Below are 23,606 nucleotides of genomic sequence, written 5' to 3'. Positions count from 1 at the left end.
CTTGAGATTTCAAAAAATGGCTATATTAAGGACTTATTCACATTGCCTAAATAATTGGACAATGGGCACAAAGCTGCCCCTGTCCGGCTTGCGGCTTAGCTGCATTTCCTGAGCTTGATTAAAACGAAATAGTTATACTCTGCTTAGGGCCCTGGAGAATATTATGTCTGATTTACGCCAACGCTTTTATATAGAGAACTTTCCAGTACGTGGAGAAGTAGTTCATCTAGAAGAAGCCCTACAAACTATCTTAGCTCAACGTGACTATATGCCTGCGGTTAAAATTCTGCTAGGTGAAATGTTGAGTGCGACTGCATTACTTGCAAGTACACTAAAAATCAAAGGCCGTATCAGCTTGCAAATCCAGGCTAGCGGCACCTTCAAATGGGCGATGGCTGAATGTAACCATTTAGGAGAGGTTCGTGCTTTAGCGGACTATGAAACCGACCCTCGCTTTGTTGAAGCAACAGACAGTAGTACAGTTCTTGGCGCTTTAGTTAATCCAGTTTTATTTATTAACATTGAACCGGAATTTGGCGAACGTTATCAAGGGATCGTGCCGCTTGATCAAGTGACTTTAGCGGGTTGCTTGATGCAATACTATGATTTATCTGCACAAATTCCAACTCGTATTGTGTTAGCAAGTACAGATAAGCGTTCTGGCGGTTTACTGATTCAACTCTTACCACGTCATGATGAAGAAGAGCAAAACTTGGTCGATGAAGATTTATGGCCACGTTTGACGATGTTGACCGAAACATTAAAAGCTGAAGAGCTTACCAATTTAGATGCAAATGAAATCTTATATCGTTTATATAACGAAGAAGAAGTTCGTTTACCAGAAATTGAAGCATTAAAATTTGGCTGTACATGTTCAAAAGAACGCTGTGCAAATGCCCTGATTCAAATTGGTGTAGACGCTGTTCATGAAACCCTAGAACATCAGAACCCGATTCGTATGGACTGTCAGTTCTGTAATACGCAATATACCTTTACCGCTGAAGAGGCTTTAGCGTTATTTGGTGAACATTTAAGTTAATCTTTTAACTTTATAAAAAGGCGGTTATACCGCCTTTTTTATTTAGCTGTATTTTTTGATGATAATTTTCAACATGTTAATTTAAATAGGATAATATAAGGCTACTTTATAGCCTAATAAATAAGATGCCTAAATACCATGAATTATTTTGATTATTTTCTCTTTATTTTTAGTGTAGTTATCATGATTGCGACCCCTGGCCCTGTCATGATTTTAGTTGCAAGCGCTGGACTTAAAGGAGGCTATAAAAAAGCACTAGAAACCATTTTTGGTACAAACCTAGCATCCCTTGTTTTAATTTTTATTTCAGTACTGGTTTTAAAAGGAGTACTGAGTGTTAATGATAGTTACCTCAATATCATTCGTATTTTAGGCTGCCTATATATTGGTTATTTGGGTTTTAGTATTCTCAAAGAAGTGATTCAGGCACCTCACCCAGAAGCGATACAAACAGTTTCAGCACAAAATGGTGGCTTTAAAAAAGGTTTTCTTGTCGGTATTTCAAACCCAAAAGATATTATCTTTTTCTCGGCTTTCTTTCCGCAATTTGTCTCTATTACCCCTCAATTAAATTTAAGTTTAACCCTACTTACGCTGACATGGATTGTTTTAGACTTCCTCACCCTATCTTTGGTTTATATCTTTTTCCGCCGCCTTTCTAACAGTCATTTATATCCAAAAATATTAGGCCTCTGCGGTTTATTACTTCTACTTATTGCTCTTTACGGCTTATATCAGAGTTTCATCTAATTCATTAGAGGTATAGTCTAATTTTTCTATACCTCTTTATGGTGTTCTGTATTTCGTAATAGAACAACTCTTATACAATCTAGCTTATTGAAAACTCTAAAAATCGTTTCATAATGAAATAAACAACACCATCGTGATAAAACATTATGGCAAAAAATTATTATGAAGAATTAGGGGTTACACGCAAAGCCTCTGCTGATGAAATTAAAAAAGCTTATCGAAAATTAGCCCGTAAATATCATCCCGACATCAGCAAAGAAAAAGATGCAGAAGAAAAAATGCAGGCCATTAATGTTGCCTATGACACATTAAGCAACGCAGATAAAAAAGCCGAATATGACCAAATGTTAGATCATCCTCAAGGTTTTAATAACTTTGGTCAAGGTGCTGCACAAGGGGGCTTTGATGGAGCACAGTTTTATCGTCAAGGTTTTACAGGCGGTGAACAAGCAGACTTTAGCGGTTTTGAAGATTTATTTGGTCGCTTTGGTGCAGGCTTTGGCGGTGGACAACAACAATATCAAAGACAACAACGTAGTTATCGCGGTGAAGATCAACATGCCAGCATAGAAGTTGATCTTGATATTGCCTATCACGGATCAACCCAGCAGATTACCCTGCAAATCCCAACCATGAATGCTTATGGCGAGCCTGAAGTTCAACGCAAAACCTTACAGGTAAAAATACCAAAAGGCATGAAAGAAGGTCAGCAAATCCGCTTAAGTGGACAAGGCCAAAGTGGGATTAATGGTGGTGCTAACGGCGATCTTTATATTGAAATCCAGTATAAAGATACAGACCGTGTTCATGTCGAAGGCAGTGATGTGTATTTGACTGTAGATGTAGCTCCATGGGAAGCGGTATTAGGCCAAGGTATTGAAGTGAAAACACCTGCAGGATCTTTACATGTCAATTTACCTAAAAATGCAAAACAAGGACAACAGCTACGTTTAAAAGACAAAGGGATACCAAATAAAACGCCAGGGCATCTGTATTTAATTTTAAATATTGTATTCCCCCCTGCAAATTCTGAAAAAGAAAAAGAAGCGTATCAGCAATTGGCTGAAGCCTTTGCTTCATTCGAACCTCGTTCATCTCATTAGGGAGCAAGATCATGACAACCATTCACTATCGAGAAATTGTATATGACGGCCATACCTTTAGTGCAGAGGTCGTTGATGAACAATCGACATTTGATTTACAACAATTTGCCCAAGCTTGCGGCCAAAGTCCTGACTGGATTCTTCAGTTAATTGAATATGATATTTTATCAGTCGAGAACACACCTGAAGCACACCAGTTTATGGGCGAAGATGTCGCACGCGCACGTAAAGCGTATCGTTTACAACGTGACTTTGACGCAAGTTTGGCGGCAGTTGCTGTGATGTTAGATTTGATTGATGAAGTGCAACAACTTAGAAAACAGTTGAAGCATTTTCATTAAGTTTTTTTCTTCTAAATAACCATTCAAGCAGGCATGAACTAAGGTGATGGGCGGCAGGGATGCCGCCTTTTGGACTGCGGTAACATGGATGTACCGTCAGTCCAATAAAGGGTTTTGTTACTTTTGCCCAGTCAAAAGTAAGGACAAGCCTATATAAAAAATATCTAATTAAACCCTATAGTCGAGGCAATGCTAACCAAACAACTTTGTCATTTTTAGAAGTGTTTATTACTTTAATCGAGTAATCTTCTCCACTTCCTTCAAAGTCTGCTTAATCGGTTCATACTCCAAAAACCAAAACAAATTCATCCGATCTTGGCGATGCTGTTGAGCCAGTAAATCAATCACACTTTTTTCACCGCGCCCCACCAAATGTTGTCGATAGAAGTAATAAAGCAAGAAAATCGTACTTAGCAGCATGACACCCAGCATAATCCAGAAACCTACTGGTGACTTAAGCCCTGGAATAAACTCAAAGTTCATTCCATAAATACCCGTTAAAAGAGTAAGGGGTGCAAATACGGCAGTAATAATGGCAAGAATACGCATATTTTCATTGGTCTGGTTTGCAATTGCCGAGAAATGCAAATCAATCGCCGACTGAATAGCGCTACGTAAACGTAAAGTATGTTTTTGAATACGTTCGACATGACTCATCAAATCATTCAAACGAACTAACAGAAGATCTTGAGAACTATGCGTCTTCTCACCAATAACATGATGATAGTTTTCTACAATTTCATCTCGAAACTCTTGTAAGGTTTCAATTTGCTCTTCGCATAAATTTTCAACCTGCTGAAAAGCCATGTTTTCATGAAACAGCTGATGCCATTGTTTAAAACGACGATTACCTTGCAACAATTGCTGTTGCCAATGCTCAACCCTTCTAGTCAAAGGTGAACGAATATCAAGGTAGCCATCCACCATACTATTGAGCAGTCGTAAACATAAATCTACGGGTGAATTAGGCAGCTTACGGGTTTTGTTTTGTTCTTCCAAAGTTTTACATAAAATATTTTCGAGACGTTGAATATAGTTTTCAATCGACTTATTGCCTTGCTCACGAACACTAATGAGTATTTTAGGAGTAAAAATAAAGCTAATCGGCGTGGTTGCTAGACCAAATACGCTCTCATGGGATTCCCCATTTTTAATTTCATCATCAGGCGTAACGAGCTTTCTAAAAATAAGCAGGTCATATTCTTCAAGCGTATCAAATGCACAAGGATGCTCAATATTCGCAATATCCCGCATATGAAATTCATTAATAACCACGCCTGAAAGCTGTTGAATCTTTTGTTGCCATTCTTCGTTATGGTTCACCACATCAGCTCTGACACTATCAATCCAGAAAAACTCCAGAATGTGTTCATGATGCTGTTCACGGCTTAAAAAGACATAGCCATCAGCTTGATGGCGATAAAAGTAATAAACCTGCATACCACAATGATCTGTTTTTGTATTACTTGCATCATGCCATAAAAAAAGTCCGCATCAAGCGGACTTTTTTTATGTCACTAGAACAATTATGCTTGTTCAATGTCTTTCATAGTCAATTTAATACGACCACGATTATCAACATCAGCAACTTGTACTTTCACTTCCTGACCTTCTTTAAGAACATCAGTTACGTTCGCGATACGTTCATTTGAAATTTGCGAAATATGAAGAAGACCATCAGTACCCGGCATGATATTTACAAAAGCACCGAATTCTACAATACGGATTACTTTACCGTCATAGATCTTACCTGGTTCAACTTCAGCAGTAATTGCTTGAATCTTAGCAATTGCAGCTTTAGCAGCAGCTTTAGTTTCACCAAATACGCGAACAGTACCGTTGTCTTCGATATCAATTGCAGCTTTAGTTTCTTCAGTAATTTGACGGATAGTTGCGCCGCCTTTACCAATAACATCACGGATCTTGTCTGGGTTAATGTTAATCACTTCAAACGTCGGTGCATGAGCACTGATTTCAGCACGCGCACGTGAAATGACTTTATTCATTTCGTTTAGGATGTGCATACGACCAGCAAATGCTTGGTTTAATGCAACTTCCATAATTTCTTCAGTAATACCTTCAATCTTGATATCCATTTGAAGCGCAGTAATACCGTTTGCAGAACCTGCTACTTTAAAGTCCATATCACCTAAGTGATCTTCATCACCCAAGATGTCAGAAAGTACTGCGAAACGCTCGCCTTCTTTCACTAAGCCCATTGCGATACCCGCAACTGGAGCTTTAAGCGGAACACCTGCATCCATAAGTGATAATGAAGCACCACATACAGAAGCCATTGAAGATGAACCGTTTGATTCAGTAATGTCAGATACAATACGAATTACATACGGGAAGCGGTCAGCAGCAGGAAGAACTGCTTGAACACCACGACGTGCTAAACGACCGTGACCAATTTCACGACGCTTAGGACCAGATTCACGGCCTGTTTCACCTACAGAGTATGCAGGGAAGTTGTAGTGCAACATGAAGTTGTCAGTCTTAGTACCAGCAAGGGTATCAACCATTAACGCATCACGAGTATTACCCAAAGTTGTTGTTACCAACGCTTGAGTTTCACCACGTGTAAATAATGCAGAACCGTGTGCACGATCTAATACGCCAACTTGAACGTCGATAGCACGAACAGTTTTAGTATCACGACCATCAATACGTGGCTTACCTGACAAGATGTTGTCACGTACTGTACGGTATTTAAGGTCTTCGAATAATTCGTTTACTTCATCAGCAATACCAGTTTCGTCATTTTCTGGAACAAACTGAGCTAAAGCTTCTGCATAAAGTGCATCAAGTGCTGCATAACGGTCTTGTTTAACTGCAATTGTATATGCTTCTGAGATTTTCGCTTCGAAAGCTGCTTTTAATTGCTCAAGAAGAGTTTCGTTTTTAGCTGGAGCAACCCAAGTTGATTCAACAGCGCCAGCAGCAGCCGCAAATTCTTTAATTGCTTGAATTGCAATTTGCATTTCGTCATGACCGAAAAGCACAGCACCAAGCATTTGGTCTTCTGAAAGTTCTTTCGCTTCAGATTCAACCATCAGTACAGCAGATTCTGTACCTGCAACCACAAGGTCAAGGTCACTTTCTTTCAACTGTTCAAAGTTCGGGTTAAGAACATATTCACCGTTGATTAAACCAACACGTGCTGCACCGATTGGGCCACGGAAAGGAGTACCAGCAATAGACAATGCTGCTGATGTACCAAGCATTGCTGCAATGTCAGCATCCATAGTTTTGTCAGAAGAAACAACAGTTGCTGTTACTTGAATTTCGTTGAAGTAACCTTCTGGGAACAACGGACGAATTGGACGGTCAATAAGACGTGAAATTAAAGTTTCAGCTTCAGAAGCACGACCTTCACGCTTACCGTAACCACCAGGGATACGACCAGCTGCATATTGTTTTTCTTGATAGTTAACTGTTAACGGGAAGAAGTCTTGGCCCGCTTTTGCTTTAGGTTGAGCAACAACTGCAACTAAAACAGTTACGCCACCCATAGTGATTAAAACTGTGTTTGCTTGACGTGCAACGCGACCCGTTTCTAAAACGACTTGATGTTGACCGAATTGGAATTCTTTACGAACGATATTAAACATTGACATGTATTGTATTTTCCTAATTTTATTCTAGTGAGACCCCTAAGGTTTGGCATTCAGACTACACCGATTGGTAGATAAATGACAAAGCTTAGAAGCCATCACACTAGATCAATTATTTAAAATAAGTTAAACGCAAAGAAGGAGCGCACAAGCGCCCCTTCTAAAAATCACTTAACCTAACATTAAGTGAAACTCTCTTTTCAGCGATAAAGCATTGCGACATGCGAAATAGCGAAAACAAAGTGAAAATCGAATTAACGACGTAAACCTAAAGCACCGATCAAAGCAGTGTAACGACCGTGGTCTTTACCATTTAAGTAGTCGAGCAATTTACGACGTTGGTTAACCATACGGATCAAACCACGACGGCTGTGGTGGTCGTGTTTGTGAGCTTTGAAGTGACCTTGTAAATCATTGATTTGAGCAGTCAATAAAGCTACTTGTACTTCTGGTGAACCAGTGTCATTTTCAGCGCGAGCAAATTTAGCAATGATCTCTGCGCGGTCTGCATTAGTTAAAGCCATTCGATTTCTCCGAGATGCTTAAAAAAGTAAACGATATGAATCAGTTGAGGCAACTGACTGCCGTGCATCACTACAGCAAGTCGCCTATTTTAAGGTATCTATAGGTGGATTGCAAAATAGTTTTCAGTAACTTGTCATTTTAGACACTGACATGAAGACCTTAACCCTGCACACTAGCCTCGAATAAAAAGAAAGAAGCGCGAGGGACGTGTGAAAATTTTTTCAACCAACACTTGTCCAGTACGGGACAATATTGAGCAAGTCATTCGACAAAAAGATGAAGTTGCTGCTGAACAGGGTGGAATGAGTGATCACCAGATTCAAAAAATCTGGAAAAGTATAGAAGGACTATATAAAACCGGAAACTATCCACTCATTACCTTTTGTTTACGCAGACAAGGTAAAATTTTACTCAATCGAAGCATTGGATATGCCCAAGGAAACTCTCCGGCAGGACTTCAAGAAAATGCCCTGATTGCAACACCTGATACACCTGTTTGCCTATTTTCAGCATCAAAGATGATCACAGCCATGTTGATTCATCTATTAGATGAAAAAGGCGAAATCAATTTGCTTGATCCTGTGAGCTATTATGTTCCTGAATATGGAGTCAACGGTAAGCGTCGTGCAACGATCTTTCATTTATTAGCACATCGTGGTGGCATTCCTTATATTGATGGCGATGTCACACCAGATTTATTATTTGATAAAGACGAAATTTTAAAACGTTTATATGCTGCCCGACCTGTGTCTCCTGCTGGCAATCACCTTGCCTATCATGCTGTTACGGCAGGTTATATTTTAGGAGAAGTCATTGAACGGGGGACTGGGCAGGATTTACGTGAATTTGTACATCAAACTATCGAAAAACCAATGGGGATGCCTTATTTCAATTATGGCTTAAAACCAGAATACCGTTCAGAAGTCGCCTTAAACTGTGCAACAGGTCTGCACCCACGCCTTGGTACCGATCACTACCTGAATCATGTGTTAGGTGGCGGTTTACAACTTGCAGTTGATGTGACTAACGATAGTCGTTTTATGGACACCATTTGCCCAGCTGGAAACATCTATACCAGTGCAGAACAAGCCGGCCGCTTCTTTGAAATGCTTTTAAGTGGAGGAAGCTACGGCGGTCAGCAAATCTTTAGTGAGAAAACAATTTTCAGAGCAACACTGCCAACCACAGGCGTTAATATTGACCGTACTTTGCTGATTCCAATGCGCTATGCTCTGGGGCCAATGTTAGGTAGCAATCCTGTAGGTCTTTTTGGCCCAATGACAGGACAAGCATTTGGTCATTTAGGATTCTCTAACATTTTATGTTGGGCCGACCCTGAAAGAGATATCAGTGTTTCCTTATTAACAACTGGTAAATCTGTAGTGGGTACTCACCTACCTGCTTTAGCTAAAGTGCTCTATCAAATCTCAACCCAATGTCCACGTATACCGAGAGATCAACGCCGTTCGTTATTCGGTAGTGATTCTCATGAAACTGACTTAGTGTAGAAACAAATAAAAAACCCAAGCATTTCTGCTTGGGTTTTTTGCGCTGTAGTTTTTGTTTATCGTGTTATTACTGTTTTTATTGTCGTTGGTGAGATGCTAGTCACATCCTTCTTGTTGTTTTAACTCACTTCCGATGTTTTTGTTTCTATTTCCTTATGTGATGTATTGTGACATATCCAATTATGAAGAAAAGTAGTATTTTTCTTATCATCATGTAAGTGAAAACGTACAGGTCTGTATAATATTTGGTAAATAGCCATTTTTAACCTTTAACGTACAGTTCTGTATAACATATAACTTAACAATTCACAGGAAAAATGCCTGTTTTGAAATCATATTATAGATAAATATATTGATATTATTGATTTAAATCTTTAGACAAAAACAGATTGAAGATAGTGCTAAAAACGAAATGTTGTAATGCTTTTCTAAACATAGTGAAAAGTAAAATATAAAAAAGCCCTGTAGTCTCTCCCAAAACTACAAGGCTTAGCGGCTGTAAGTTTCCTCTTTATACACCTACTTCATTGTAAGTTCGCAGTCTCTCGACTTAAGTTATTATTATTGTGCGATTTTGCCCGACATTCCGTGCCAAGCTCGTTGTGCGTTTATAATCTCAAAAACACGGGGTGTACTCTAGCAGCAAATATCTCGAATCTATGTAAGCTTTTTCTTACAAGGGTAAAAATATTAAGTTTGTCTTAACGAACTAACCGATTAACTTTTTGAACTAAACCGCTTTTTCGTGTAGTACGAACTGTAAAGGACTGTAGTAAAGCTTCGGGATGAACCAAAAGACTGACTACTTTTTTAGCACGTGTAATCGCAGTGTAAATAAGCTCTTGGCTTAATAAATTCTTTGCGGCTTGATCTAAAACGACAGCAGTATGTGTAAATTCAGACCCTTGCGATTTATGAATCGTTAAGGCAAATGCACTCTGAATACTTTTAGGCAATCGATTTGCAGCGACCCATTTATTCAAACTTGGAAAATATACTTCAAACTGCTGTGGCTGAGTTCTATGTTCAAAACACAAACCAATGTCACCATTTGAAATACCGAGCTGATAGTCGTTATAAGTCATCATGACCGGACGACCGACATACCATCCCCCTGCTGTCACTATTGAAAGTTGCTGTTGCAACCAACGCTGCGCATATTGGTTTAACTGCTGCAATCCAAACGGACCATGACGAACCGCGGTTAAAATTCGGTAGTCATCAAATGCTTTTACTACATTTTGGACCTGTTCAATCGAGCGCTCTTCTTTTAAATAATTTTTTAGACTCTGTACATACCCTTGAAAACCGAGCATTAGCTTTTGATAATAGGTATCTAGGTCTAATAGATTCCCTTCTGGTAAATACTCAAGCTGAACCACATCTGGCATGTCACTTTGTAAAACTATAGGCTTTAATTCTGAAACCTCAACAATATCAATTTCAAACTGCTGCAAAACAGCTGCATGATCCTGTTGATAGGTTTGTGCCTGAATAAATTTAGCCACTTGTCCAATCAATGCACCTTCAGCAAAACGACGACTGGTTTGTAATTGTACTCGGTTATCAGCCAACGCCTGTATTTGCTGCAAATCTGCAAGAACCGCGCCAACATCGACAGAAGCAAGCTGATTTGCATCTCCTAATAAAATAATTCGACAAGACTCAGGCACTGCTTCGAATAGAAGAGTAGCCAGATTTAGATCCAGCATGGAAGCTTCATCGACGACAATCACGTCATAAGGCAAAGGCTGTTTTTGATTAAACCGTGGTGTCTGGCTATGTCCCATCCCCAACAAACGGTGAATCGTTTGTGTTCCCTGATTTCTGAGCTCTTCACTAACTAATCCGGACTCAAGCAATTTAGGATCATTAAACGAGTTCTGTAAAGCTTCTTGCATTCGCTGTGCTGCTTTACCTGTTGGAGCAGCCATCGCTACACGAATATGTGGAATTGCTTGGCTAAGTACAGCAATAATACGTGCCAGCGTATACGTCTTCCCTGTACCCGGCCCACCGGTAATAATACTCAGGCTCTGCCGAGCAACCATTTGTAAAGCTGCCTGTTGATGAGGATCGGTAAGCAGGTCTAAATAGTCATCACAAGAGACTGGTTGAATTAATTGTTGCTTTAATCGACAAATTTGTTCTGCGAGTCGTTGCTCTAGGTGCCAATATCGGTATAATGCCAACCCCTGCTCATCGTAGACGCACGGCGCAACTTTCAAGGTTGCTTGATCGACAGATATAGCAAGCTGACCAAGTGCTGCAATTTGCTCTGAACTGATATCAATACAGCTATCGCCTTGTAAGCTCGCTTCAATAAGCTGCTGCAAGTAAGAAGTGGCTTCTGGTACTTGCGATTGTTCAGTAAATGGAGCCTGATTTAAGAAGTTACTCCACGTTGTTAACCAACTTAAATCGGCTTGTTCAGGGCTGTTTAGATTGTCCACACACTTATCCACCTAGTTTTCCACACGCTTGTCCACATGGTTATAGACAGGCTTATCCACATGTCAAGTATTTGTTAATCTTCAATTTACGCTTTTTATCAGCATTTTTCATGCTATTTTATCCTCAGCAAAATACCCCAAAATGGCATCAAGACGAAGGATAAACTCGACGCTAGGTTGCCAGTAATAATACCCCTGCTCCGCTTCACCATTCATACCACGTAAATAAAGATAAGTTGCCCCACCTAAGTGTTGCTCAATCTGGTAATCCTGCATTTTGACTTGCAAATAGCGATGTAACGCAACGAGATATAAACCTGCTTGTAGCCAGTAACTTGCCAAAGACATGCTTTGAGCAATGTTATCACTACGATAATCTGCAAGATCATCACCTAAGTAATTACTTTTATAATCGGCAATGTGGTAACGCTGCCCATCAAAATAAACCAAATCGATAGAACCATTGAGGTAACGTGCTGAGCGAGCCTCAAGTAATTCCGGCATATTCAACCCATACTCAGCGAAGAGTTGCTGAATACGTGTCATTGCTAAAACTCGATCTGACAGTGCCAAATAAAAAGGAAACTCTGACAAATACTGTTCTTGTTGAAGTTGATTGAGTCTGAAACCTTGATAAAGCGGTGTTCGCAAAATATCTTTTAGCCAGTCTGCAACTGACTGGTAAAGCAGGTTCTCGGCGTCCTCTTGCTCTGGGAAACTCTCGTTATACTTATTAAGTAAATCTTGCCAAAGGCTACTATAGTCATTTTTAAAACGACGACGTATTTCTATAACCCATTCATCTGAACATTGAAAGTCGATATGTTCAAATATTTCATGCAAGAAATTACCGGCAAGCGTTCCTCGAGGGAAGTTACTCTTTATCCAGTCAATCGGCTGAGCACTGCTTGCTTCAGCAGTGTTGACCAAGTCCAACTCATCTTCTGCTAATACAGCGTCATTGCTCTGACTCGCCAATAAATCTGTGCCAGCTTTATGTTTTAAATGCTGTGCCAAGTAACTGAAACTAGTTTTACCTCTCGAATAAAAACGTTGTTCCGGAAACCGTTGTGCTTGTATTTCAATAATACTTGTTTGTTTGGCTAAGTGAATTGCCTGTGGAATCTGCTCCAAAACCATTTCATCCTTACAGCAACGGTGCTGAAAAGGCTCAGTCCTATTTTTCCAAAATGCGAGACCTGATACTGACTTGCCATCAAGATCTTGTAGAACAGCATAGACGCGGTGGCTTGCTCGCGTTAAAGCAACATACCAAAGACGATTCTGTTCAGCAAGCGCTCGTTCTTCGTGCTGCTTAAGTTCAACTTCATTCAAATAAGTCTTGTCAGCAATCGCAACGACACGTTGAGTCAAAGTCTGGTTTGAGTCCGGTTTGACAATGTCTTGGGTCGAAAAATTCAGGGTTTTGTTACTTACCCGAAATACATTATCAGTCCCAAGTAAAAAAACAATTTTAAATTCCAATCCTTTTGACTGGTGAATTGTCATGAGCTGAATACCAGCTTCACTCGACAATTTACGCTCTAACTCCCAATCACGGTCAAGAGGAGAACGCAACTGTTTGAGATACCAATGATAAAGATTTTGCGCGCCTGAGTATTTCTCACTGTGCTGACTCAGAATTTCAGTTAAATGACGCAAGTTCACCACAACCCGTTCATTATCTTTACTTTGGGCAGCAACCAAATTTTGCCATATATCAAACTGGATTAAGCATTGTTGCCATGCAACTAAAAAGCCTTGAGCGGACCACAACTCTCTAATCGTGTCAAAACCAGTCATAAACTGGCTTAACCCTTCGGCTGTCTGCTCAAGTTGCAAGAGTTGCTTTAAATCCATGGCAAACAAACGACTAAGTAAAGCTCGCTTTACTTTTGCTTCATCGTAAGGATGAAGTATGGCTGTCAACAAAGCACCAACATCTCGGGCAATTGTGCAATCAAAAACGCTTCGTTTTGATTTCCGGTTAACCCGAATTCCTAAACGTTCTAATTCAAACTGAACTTTATCAAGACTAAGGTGATTGCTTGACAAGACTGCAATATCATCTTCGTTTAAGGTTTGAGTCTGAGCATCTTTTTGAAAATATAGCTCTCCAACATGTGACTGGTTAAGTAAATCTCGAATCTTCCAAGCAACTTGCTGAGCCTCTGTTTCTTTATCTTTGAGCATCAACCACCGCAAAGGATGTGGGTTAGGCTGGTTTTGATCAACTAAAACCGGATGAGGTCGAGTTCCTGCTCGAATTGGGTCATATTGAACCTCTTCGCCAAAATCCATTTGTCGTTGAAATAAGGCATCGACCACTTCAACCAAATCAGCAACGGAACGATGGTTATGAATTAACTTATATTCGCGGCCATGTTTGGCTTGAATATCTTTATAGGCATTTAAGAAGGTGAGCATATCCCCACCACGGAAACCGTAAATCGCCTGTTTACGATCACCTACCATAATCATGCAACTTTTTTGGTAGCGCTCTGGATGACGCCAAATGCTCGCCAGCATGTCGTCTTGATCTTGGTTGGTATCCTGAAATTCATCGACCAGAATTAAGGGATAACGCGCCTGCACAAACACAGCGAAACGCTGTCCCTGTTCACCTTTTAAAGCTTCAGAAAGTGTTCGAATTTGCTGAGAAAAAGTAGTTTCACCTTTATTTTGTAAAACTTGTGGTAAACGTTTTTTAACCTCTACACACAAATGAAACTGTAAAAAAGTATTCAACTGATTCAAATCAGATTGAATTTTTTGCCTCATCTCAAAAATATTTTTTAATATTTGAATTATAGGATTTTGGTAGAAATTATCTTGGATAGCTTGATCACATTTATTAAAAACTGAATTACGTATTTGCCCTTTTGAATCCAAAAATAGTACTTCGATATCCTTTAATGCATCTCTATGGAAAAATATTTTAGTTCCATCTTTCTTGATCTGCTGAATAACTCGGGATAGCCCTGTTTCAAAAATCAAGTAGAAACGATCTTTAGCAAAAACTTTTTTATTAATAAACTTATAATATTGACCATCAAGTAAATAATAATCTTTTAATCCCTCCCAATATATGAGAGGAACTTTTACTAATTTATTCAAAGCAATCTCAAATTCAGCGGTACTAAAAACAGGTAAATCCACTGGCTTTAAATAAGCTGAACTAAAACTTAAACTTTCTTCGACTAACTTAATATAACTTTCAGTAGACTTAAGCTCCCCACTCATATACAAGAAATCAATCACGGTCTGAGGTTGAGACTGTATCCATTCACGTAAAACATCATGAATCAATTGTCGACTATAGGTTTTGGCATCATCGGTAATTTGAGCACGTTCAATTTTGCCACTCTCAAAGGCAAACTCTCGTAATAGTTTTTGACTAAAGCTATCGAGTGTCCCGACAAATAACTCGTCTAACTGATCGATGACTAATTTTAAACGTTCACACGCATAGGCAATACGCGTCGCAAAGCTTTTTAAAATATGTTGGAGTAATAAGTCAGATTCTTGCTCGGCCTGCGTAAGTAGCTCTTGTTCTGTAAAGCTACGCTTGGCATCTAAATAACGATAAGTTTCGACCAAACGTGCACGAATACGGCTTTTTAACTCGGCAGCGGCAGCCCGGGTAAACGTGGTCGCAATGACTTGTCTAGGCAGGTATTTTTCAAGAAAGATACGGACCATCAAACTTGATAAAGTATAAGTTTTTCCTGTACCTGCCGAAGCTTCAATTAAGTGTAAGCCACTAAATTCAATATCAATAATAGGTTGATAAGACACCTGTACTCTTGAGTTCATGCCTTACTCCGAATGTTGAAATTGAAAAACTGGATGATACAAATCATATGCAAACTCATCACAAGCATGTTGAAGCAAAGCTTGCGCATCTTGTTCTTGTAAAATAAAGCTCCAGTCTCGATGCAACTTGCAAGCTTCATTTTGAGTCATATCCATTGTGGTAAATGACCCTGTTTCATTCCAGTATTTTAACAGCTCAGTGTAGCTCTTCTCATCCAGTTTTGCTTTTTCTGTCTGATTTGTTGTTTCCCACTGATATGCTTTAGCTTTTTCTAATGGCTTTAATAATAAGGCTGCTGGTAAAACCAATGGTTGTTGCTGTGCATGGCGCCAGATTTTAAACCATGGTTGTAAATATTGCCGAGCTTGCTCAGAACTAATCCCACTACAAATCACAGTTTGATCGCTAAAAACCACAATACGGCGCTTTTCAGCTCCTGCACTACCCTCATTCAAATAAGCTAACCAGAGCAGATATTCTAACCAGACTTTAGCGCGTCTTTTTGCGCGAGCGCTTGAAGGCTCCATACTCGCCCAGTCCCGAGTTTCAGACTTCGGAACCGTAATATTCATATGCAGCTGTTTAGCAATTCGCCAAATACGCTGAGTTGTTTGCGTCACTGCTGGTGCATAATGATGAAGGCGTTCAATCAAACATTCTTGCTCAAACACACCTTGTTGCCATGCACTATATTTGACTTTACCTACAGGCAACTGATCAATTAATACTTCAGGTTGTGCTTGCTGTTCAGATTGTTGTAAAAAATGTCGAATCGCATAGCGACCTAAACCATCTAATAATAAAGGTTCATTTTGGTCGAGTACTCCGACACTTCCTAAGTTTTCTACACCTAAAGTTTTCAAATATAACCGTGCAGGGAACGTCACATCCTGTATCCACTGCTGACTTTCTAAAACCAGTATGTCAGATATTTGTAGCGGATAGGTCGTGTTCGCCCAAGGCTGACGGTTTCCTGAGACTTGCTGAATTTGTGTAGCGACCTTAAACCAGTGATCTTGATAACGAATAACACTTTTTTCTACAGTGAAACCTTTCGGGTCAAAGGGCTGTAAATCATGTAAGTGATAGAGTTGTTTTAACTGTGATGGAATCTCAATTCCTTCAATAACGACACTTTCAGATACACCATCTTCAGCTTTCACAATCAGGGCAAGATGTTCACGGAACTCTTGAAGAATACTGGAAGGTTCGCGCACCTCGCCATCGTTCACATCAAAGCCGTTATAAAACAGCCATAAATTTTCTTGGGCTAATAATAAAGCATCTAAAAAAGCACCTTGATCATCTTCAAGTCGAGAGCGATCACCTAACTGTTGGCGCAGTGCATCCATCAAATCAAATGGAACGTGTGTATCACGGTTTGGAAATTGTCCGGCATCAAGATTTAGCATAACCATTAAACGATAAGGTAACGGTCGAATGTGTCCAATTTGGGCAAAGGTAATTTGCCCTGTCGGCTCAGCTTGTGCACTTTGGCTTTCTAATGTCCGTTGAATTTCTTCAATAATATAAGGCAGAGGCAAAGTAATTTTGCGCAAAGTTCCTGTTTCTGTCTCGGCGTAATAGCTTGCGAGCGTCAACATTCGCTCTTGTTTTTTAACAATCTCCCGCACAGCTTTTAAAGCAGCAACACCAACCTGCTCAAATTCAACAATATCTTTGCCTAGTACCTGAAGCCAATATTCAACGGTATAGACTTTTCCTTGTTCATGCAGAGTCAGCCAATCACGGCGCTCGTTCAAATCCTGATAAATCTGAATGAGTGTACCCACCAACTCGAAATCGCTCGGTTGAACTTTGGCATAACTCAACACCTGATTAAAGGTCGCATGTACAGGCACAGCAATACCAAGAGCCAATCGCTCTAAGGCAAATTTAAAGCTATATCGATAATCATCATCACCGTCACACAAACTGCGCTTGAGATGCTCTGCATCAAGCCCTCGTTTAAAACCCGCATCGGCAAGCAAATTTAAAATCCGCTCGACCTGAACATACTCAAGTTCGTAACGTTGCTGGGTAGCATGCAAGCTTAACCAATCAGCAAAATCATCAAAGCTAAAACGGCCCTGCATGAGTTGAATACGTCCAATCACGGCACGCCAAGCATTAAGTGCATCAAGTGATGCAACACCTGCGATTTTCACAGGCAAATGCACACCCTGCTCAGTAGCAGTAGCGGGAAATACACTTCGAATTAAAGGTTCTATGTCGGCCAAATTAGGAACTAAAACTAAAATATCGTTTGGTCGGCGCGGCTGCTCATGTGGTTTAGCCAACCAACAGATTAATTGCTCTTTTAGAACTTCAAGCTGACGTAAAGTCGAATGACAAACATGAATCTGAATTGAGTCATCGTCTGGAACAAGCTCATATTGCTTAGCTTGAGGTTCAACTAAATGCAAAATATCTGACTGAACTTTACCGAGTAAACTTTCAGGAAAATCATCCACAAAAGCATCAACCCACTTACCTTCCTCACCTGTAGATAAATTCGATAATAAAGAAAAGTGGTCGCGGGCTTGTTTACCCAATCTGGTTAAAAGCGGATGTCTAGACTCACGCGCTTCAGCATTAAAATTGAGTGTGAATTTATTAAAGAAATCGCTAATTTCAGCATCAGTAGCCTTTGGATTTTTCGCAATAAAACGCTCTTTTACCCCTAAGTCATAACGCTGTTTCCAGAGTGGATCGACACTATCGGCCCAATATTCTTGTGAAGGGTTATAGTGCAAAATCAAGACATCAATATATTGGCCTAAACGGCGCAAAAACTGTAACTGGCTTGGCGGCAAATCTAATAATGTAAAGATCACCACTTGATTAGGTAATCTTAAAATAGCACGCTTACCACGGTCTGGATGATCTAACTCTTGCCAAAACAACGCGTCAATTTGCTGCATTTGCACAAAATCATCATGAAAATGTTGCTGCCACAACCAACGCTGCCAACGCTCTAGCTCCTCAGTTTGATGTAATGCAAAAGCAGTCACTTCTTCATCTTTCTGCACAATATATTTTTCAATATCGAGTGCTCGGCCCTGTCCCCAAGCAGACAACCAGTTTTCCGGACAGGTACAACTATTTTCACAACCACGCTGGCACTGTCCACGATAAATCATATAGTTGCTAAATAGATCGGCAACCTGCTCAGCGACCCAATACAGCATTTTTTGTTTTTTTAATTGTTTATCTATGCCTTGTTCGAGTCGATCTGCACTGTCATAAATACGCTGAACAATAGAATGTAAAGGATGCGACGTATCGATGCTCATCGTGTCAGGTTGAATAAATTCGTGTAGAGCCTGATGCCCCCGCCATTTAAAAATCAAACGCGGGATGTTCGCTTTACGGACCTGTTCTTTATGCGCAGTTAAAACTTGCTGATAGGCAAACCATTGGAAACCTCGTACCCGTTGGTGAAACTGGTAATTGGCACTCATGCCTTGCTGTTCTGCAAGTTTTTGTATCAGCCACTGCTCGACCGCAGGACTTGGAACAATAAAATGTTGGGTTTTCAAAACCTGTAATGGATGCGTTGAAGCTTGAGATGTAGACGCCAATACACCTTGCAACAACACATCAATACGTTGACTTTGAATAACATGGATCCCCATTTATTTCATTTCCTGCTTGCATAATTTATGCACAAAATCATAAACATTCATTACTATACAACTGAATCTGACTATGTCACGTTGGTTTAAACACAGCATAATTTAACTTAAGGTGTCACTTACACTTGGTTTGAATGACGCCATCAAGAACTTATACAGGTAGACATTATGAAAATTGACAAGATTCCTGACTATATTGATCCTAGCCTAAATCTGGAACAAATTCGCGATGAGTGCCATGATCTCATCAAAAAAAGAGCTTACGTCTCAGCCGGAGCGGCAATTGTACCGATTCCTTTTTTTGACGTGGCGGTAGATTTGGGAATTTTGTCGCACCTGATTCCAGATATCAATTCCCGTTTTGGTTTAGCACCTGAGCACGTGAGCGTTTACGACCCAAAAACTAAAACTATTCATTGGGATGAGTTACGCAAACGCGGTTTTGAATTTTCAGGTTTTGTAGTCGCACGTACTACTGTTAAAAAAACATTTAATGGCTTTTTTGGCAAAATCGTAACGAAACAGGTGACTAAATTTATACCGCTAGGCGGACAAATTGTAGCAGCAAGTTTAGGCTATTTCATGATGAAAAAAATAGCAGAAACACATCTGAATGATAGTTATAACCTTGCAAAACGTATTCAGCAAAAAAGCCGTAGCACCATTGTAAATTAATGTTTGCCTTGTAGCTGAGAGCTTAGTCTGCTCTCAGCTGTTTTAGAATGGCCTTCAACACTTCCAGACGTGCCGTATATTTATCATCAGTTGCAACGATATACCAAGGTGCATATTCAGTACTGGTTCGCTCAAACATATCTGCTGCTGCCTTTAAATAATCATCCCACTTATCACGATTACGCCAATCTTCTGCTGTGATTTTAAAACGTTTATGCGGTGTTTCTTCTCTGGCCTTAAAACGCTGCTCTTGCTCATCTTTACTAATCGCTAGCCAAATTTTTACTACAATCGTTTGACTATCAAATAAATCTTTTTCAAAGCGGTTTATTTCATCGTAAGCACGCTGCCATTCTAAAGGTGAAGCAAACCCTTCAACTCGCTCTACCAGCACTCGGCCATACCAAGTACGGTCAAAAATCGTGATTTTTTCAGCTTCATTAATGCGGTTCCAAAAGCGCCATAAGTAAGGATGTCGAGCTTCAAAGCGTTCAGGTGCACCAATACAATGAATATCATATTCACGCGGGTCTAAGTTTTTAACGATTCTCTTAATGGCCCCACCTTTACCAGCAGCATCCATGCCTTCAAAAGCAATCACGACATTGCGTTTATCAAAACGCATGGCATCGGCAATTTTTTTACTCAGTTTATCAAGCTCTTTTTTATATTCAGCTTTTTCAAGTGGTTCATTAGAAGGTTTTAATAAACTCTCTGGAATTTTAGCCTGCTGCCATTTTCCTTTAACTTCAGTTTCATGCTCTGGAAGTTGACGCATGTGTTGTAAAAGATATTGAGCGAAAAACTGATCACGCTGCTTTTCATCTTCGCCATCAATAATGTACCAATCATCGGTAAAACGACGGCGTAACTTTTGCAAAGTGTCATATTGTTTTTTATTACGCCAGTCTAGGCCGTGGAGCTTATGCCAGTGTTGCTCTGACGGGTCAATTTTGTCTAAACGTTTTTGTAGTGATTTCCATGAAAGATCAAACCAGACTTTAACCACGTCGACATAGTTATTTTTTAAATCTTGCTCAAATGCCCGCATATTTTCAACGTATTCATCAAAACGGGAATCATCTAAAGGCTCGGAAACATGTGTTGCGGTGACGAGCAAATCGCTATACCAGTTGCCGAACATCACCACGATTTGACCTTCAGTCGGAATAAACTCCGAGTAAGATTGCCAAAATGCTTCTGTATCTGTCAGCACATGTGGCGCGTCTGCTTTGACTCGTAAATATCGTGGATCTAGCCATTCACGGAGTTGCTTAACAGCCTCACCTTTTCCAGCCAATTCAATACCGCTCATTAATATCAGTGTGCTTTTAGCGTTGGGTTTGCCCCGACTTTCTTTTAACGCATATTGTGCTTCAATCAAATCGACTGAAAGCTGTTCTTCGTCACGAATCTCAAATTTTGGTTGTTGTTCACTCATAGTCCACGGCTCTAATCTTTTATTGTTTAATTTCGATGATCTTTAACTTATGCGGTTAAATGATGAATTGCTATACAAATTATGTCATTGCGAAAAAATTCTGTTTAAAAATTGACGCATGAATCATTTTTTTTACATCTACTCGCCATAGTACAAGGTTACAATGCCTTTTATGATTTTTTGCAAATAGCCCAATATTAGAGCCTTAAATGTCTAAACTCGCTGCTTTTGATGATCTTTTACAACAATATAAAACATTTAATTATCACGATAATCCTGTGCTTGCCCAACGTTTGCAAGATGTACAAACATGGCTAAAAGAGCGGATGAAAGATACGCATCATGACTTTTTTAATCTGCCAACGCACAAGCTCATGTCAGAGTACTTTTTAAATCGTTTATATGGTGGCCCAGAGTTTGATGCTCTTGCAGCTCAAATTGAACGCCTATTGAAATATGCTCATAAAGCAGAAAAAGTCTTACCTGAAAATGCAATTAAAACGGGCACTAAATCGGTAAGTTTGGCTGTACTTGCAACTCAACTTGATGAGCAAGTAGCAATGCAACTTCTTGAGGACTATCCGGCAGATACAGTACTCACTGATGAGATTATGCGTTTAACCTTAATCAAGCTTGATCAGGCCGAGGCTCGTTACCAGCAGCTTGCCCTTCTTGATGATTTAGGAGCAGCGCTCGATAAATACATGCGCTCATTTATGATGTTTACTGCTTTTAAAATGTGTAAAGGTATTGCCCAAAAATATCACTTCGAATTGATGTATGATTTCATTCAAGATGGTTTTAGTGCGATGAAACCGTTAAAATCAGCCGAGACCTTTATTAAGACTTTTACTGAAAAAGAACGCCAGATTATTGAAAATGTACATTCAGGGCATCCGAATCCGTTTAGAGTGTGATAAGGTCGGCACATAGAAAAACTCAACCTCGCGAAGTTGAGATTTTATTCATTATATTTGCATGATGATGCCTGTAAAAATAGACAAAATCTGTCATCATGCAGAACTTATTCCGTTTCACTTGAGTTTGAGTCTAGGAGAGACAATATGTCTAACGAAAACCAAAAGCCAACATCTCCAACTGAGCAGGCACAAAGTTCAGACAAAGTTAGCCCATTCCTAAGCTCACCTTTACCTCAAGGTACTCCTCAAGGGCAACAACAAACTTTACAGCAAACCTTAACAGACACACCTGTGAATGGCTCTGTACCTAAATACAATTTACCTCGTGGTGCTGGTAATACTGGCAACGTTGGTGAAACAACACACTTCGGTTACTCAACAGTTAGAACTGAAGATAAAGCACAAAAAGTTGCAGAAGTTTTCCACTCAGTTGCAAGCAAATATGACTTGATGAATGACTTGATGTCATTTGGTATTCACCGTTTGTGGAAACGTTTTGCAATTAACATGTCTGGTGTTCGCCGTGGTCAACACGTGTTAGACATTGCGGGTGGTACAGGCGACTTAGCAAAAGTATTTAGCCGTGAAGTTGGTCCGCAAGGTCATGTTGTACTTTCAGACATTAACGAATCTATGCTCAATGTGGGTCGTGACCGTCTAATTGATGCAGGCTGTACCAATGTTGACTTCGTTCTTGCCAATGCAGAAACATTAGAACCTTTTGCAGACAACAGCTTTGACCTTGTAACAATCAGCTTTGGTTTACGTAACGTGACAGATAAAGACGCAGCACTTGCATCTATGTTCCGTGTGTTAAAACCAGGTGGCCGTTTACTGATTCTTGAATTTTCTAAACCTGTATTTGAGCCATTCTCAAAACTTTATGACCTCTATTCATTCACTGCTTTACCGATTATGGGTAAATTGGTTGCAAATGACTCAGAAAGCTATAAGTATTTGGCTGAATCAATCCGTATGCACCCAGACCAACGTACTTTAAAAGGTATGATGGAAAATGCTGGCTTCCAGAACTGTGACTATCACAACCTTACTGCTGGTATCGTTGCCGTTCACCGTGGCTTCAAACTGTAAGGGATAACGATATGTGGTCGATTCTGGCACTCGGTGCAGTCGAACGTATCATTCATCATCTGATCGATCTGGATGCGGTTACTCGTATTCAGCTTAATCAGTTACAGGGCAAAATGTTGCGTGTTGTGATTGATAGCCCGCAGCTTTCTGTCGATGTATTCTTTGACCAAGAAAAAGTACGTCTTGAACCTACTGCAACAGGGCACAGTGAAAAACCTTCTATTTTTGAACAACGCCCTTTTGATGCGCAATTCAGAATTTCTGAAGCAACTGCAACTTTGCATGTTAAAGATGTCATTGAACTGATTAAATTATTGGTCAGCGATCCAGACCAGATTGGCAATATCCCATTGCAAGGTGATTACCACCTCCTACAGGATATTCAAAAGATTATGCAGCAAGCTGAACCAGATTTAGCTGCGCATTTATCAAGATGGGTGGGTCCTCAACTCGCTCATGAAATTGGCAAGATTCAACTTGCACCAAAACATTTAAAACGCTCCGTGCAAAGCCATCTGTTTTTTGCTGAAGACGCATTAAAAGAAGATAGCGGCCTATTTGCCCCTCGCTGGGAAATGGACGACTTAACTCAAGCAACGCGCAAGCTTAATCAAGACATTGACCGTCTTGAAGCAAGATTGCAGCAACTCAATGCACAACTACAACCCTCTCAAGACTAGGTAAGAC

16 protein-coding genes are annotated in these 23,606 nt (G+C 40.0%); 9 read left to right on the top strand and 7 right to left on the bottom strand.

Translation table 11 applies throughout. From position 1 onward, the window contains the following. Positions 1-163 precede the first annotated feature (163 nt). The 4 genes from J580_RS17790 (at position 164) to J580_RS17775 (ending at position 3,233) form a co-directional block, all read left to right on the top strand. Positions 164-1,039 carry an Hsp33 family molecular chaperone HslO gene (locus J580_RS17790; protein ID WP_017481969.1) on the top strand — a complete coding sequence of 292 codons (876 nt, stop codon included), beginning with the start codon at positions 164-166 and terminating at the stop codon, positions 1,037-1,039. 138 nt (positions 1,040-1,177) lie between these two features. Continuing rightward, positions 1,178-1,789: a LysE family translocator gene (locus J580_RS17785; RefSeq protein ID WP_002115157.1), complete on the top strand. Its 612-nt coding sequence runs from the start codon at positions 1,178-1,180 to the stop codon at positions 1,787-1,789. 146 nt (positions 1,790-1,935) lie between these two features. Then, a complete protein-coding gene (locus J580_RS17780) occupies positions 1,936-2,892 on the top strand; it encodes a DnaJ C-terminal domain-containing protein (protein ID WP_032005111.1) in 957 nt (318 codons plus the stop codon). Between the two features lie 11 nt (positions 2,893-2,903). Beyond that, positions 2,904-3,233, top strand: a complete 330-nt coding sequence (locus tag J580_RS17775; RefSeq protein WP_002114963.1) for a chaperone modulator CbpM — start codon at positions 2,904-2,906, stop codon at positions 3,231-3,233. Positions 3,234-3,461: 228 nt separating this feature from the next. Here J580_RS17775 and J580_RS17770 read toward each other — a convergent pair whose 3' ends face one another. The 3 genes from J580_RS17770 to rpsO form a co-directional block, all read right to left on the bottom strand. Continuing rightward, a complete protein-coding gene (locus J580_RS17770) occupies positions 3,462-4,673 on the bottom strand; it encodes a magnesium transporter CorA family protein (RefSeq protein ID WP_032005110.1) in 1,212 nt (403 codons plus the stop codon). An 86-nt stretch (positions 4,674-4,759) separates the two neighbouring features. Beyond that, positions 4,760-6,847 (bottom strand): polyribonucleotide nucleotidyltransferase, encoded by a 2,088-nt coding sequence (gene pnp / locus J580_RS17765; protein ID WP_171071986.1) that lies wholly within the window; start codon positions 6,845-6,847, stop codon positions 4,760-4,762. A 257-nt stretch (positions 6,848-7,104) separates the two neighbouring features. Next, on the bottom strand, positions 7,105-7,374 hold the full coding sequence (gene rpsO, locus J580_RS17760) for a 30S ribosomal protein S15 (protein WP_002114951.1): 270 nt from the start codon (positions 7,372-7,374) through the stop codon (positions 7,105-7,107). 210 nt (positions 7,375-7,584) lie between these two features. Between rpsO and J580_RS17755 the strand changes: the two genes are divergently transcribed. Beyond that, positions 7,585-8,883, top strand: a complete 1,299-nt coding sequence (locus J580_RS17755) for an EstA family serine hydrolase (protein ID WP_032005108.1) — start codon at positions 7,585-7,587, stop codon at positions 8,881-8,883. A 701-nt stretch (positions 8,884-9,584) separates the two neighbouring features. Here the strand turns inward: J580_RS17755 and recD are convergent. The 3 genes from recD to J580_RS17740 form a co-directional block, all read right to left on the bottom strand. Beyond that, on the bottom strand, positions 9,585-11,336 hold the full coding sequence (gene recD / locus J580_RS17750; protein WP_032005107.1) for an exodeoxyribonuclease V subunit alpha: 1,752 nt from the start codon (positions 11,334-11,336) through the stop codon (positions 9,585-9,587). 108 nt (positions 11,337-11,444) lie between these two features. Continuing rightward, positions 11,445-15,152, bottom strand: coding sequence for a UvrD-helicase domain-containing protein (locus J580_RS17745; RefSeq protein ID WP_032005106.1), 3,708 nt, complete (start codon positions 15,150-15,152; stop codon positions 11,445-11,447). Between the two features lie 3 nt (positions 15,153-15,155). Then, positions 15,156-18,791 carry an exodeoxyribonuclease V subunit gamma gene (locus J580_RS17740; RefSeq protein ID WP_032005105.1) on the bottom strand — a complete coding sequence of 1,212 codons (3,636 nt, stop codon included), beginning with the start codon at positions 18,789-18,791 and terminating at the stop codon, positions 15,156-15,158. A gap of 168 nt (positions 18,792-18,959) precedes the next feature. Here J580_RS17740 and J580_RS17735 point away from each other — a divergent pair, with 168 nt between their 5' ends. Then, positions 18,960-19,466, top strand: a complete 507-nt coding sequence (locus J580_RS17735; protein ID WP_032005104.1) for a hypothetical protein — start codon at positions 18,960-18,962, stop codon at positions 19,464-19,466. Positions 19,467-19,488: 22 nt separating this feature from the next. On the opposite strand, the gene J580_RS17730 is transcribed toward J580_RS17735, so the two are convergent. Continuing rightward, entirely contained in the window at positions 19,489-20,907 is a 1,419-nt protein-coding gene (locus J580_RS17730; protein ID WP_032005103.1) for a phosphate--AMP phosphotransferase, read from the bottom strand. A gap of 209 nt (positions 20,908-21,116) precedes the next feature. Between J580_RS17730 and J580_RS17725 the strand changes: the two genes are divergently transcribed. The 3 genes from J580_RS17725 (at position 21,117) to J580_RS17715 (ending at position 23,599) form a co-directional block, all read left to right on the top strand. Beyond that, the gene (locus J580_RS17725) at positions 21,117-21,824 is read left to right on the top strand and encodes an FFLEELY motif protein (protein ID WP_017398741.1); all 708 of its coding nucleotides are present in this window, start codon (positions 21,117-21,119) and stop codon (positions 21,822-21,824) included. Between the two features lie 147 nt (positions 21,825-21,971). Then, entirely contained in the window at positions 21,972-22,919 is a 948-nt protein-coding gene (ubiE, locus tag J580_RS17720) for a bifunctional demethylmenaquinone methyltransferase/2-methoxy-6-polyprenyl-1,4-benzoquinol methylase UbiE (protein WP_002114829.1), read from the top strand. 11 nt (positions 22,920-22,930) lie between these two features. Beyond that, positions 22,931-23,599, top strand: a complete 669-nt coding sequence (locus J580_RS17715; RefSeq protein ID WP_032005102.1) for a ubiquinone biosynthesis accessory factor UbiJ — start codon at positions 22,931-22,933, stop codon at positions 23,597-23,599. The last annotated feature ends 7 nt before the right edge of the window (positions 23,600-23,606 follow it).

The sequence above is a fragment of the Acinetobacter sp. 1542444 genome, assembly GCF_000581835.1.
GTDB classification, from domain to species: domain Bacteria; phylum Pseudomonadota; class Gammaproteobacteria; order Pseudomonadales; family Moraxellaceae; genus Acinetobacter; species Acinetobacter pittii.
This window is presented reverse-complemented; position numbering and strand designations above follow the sequence as displayed.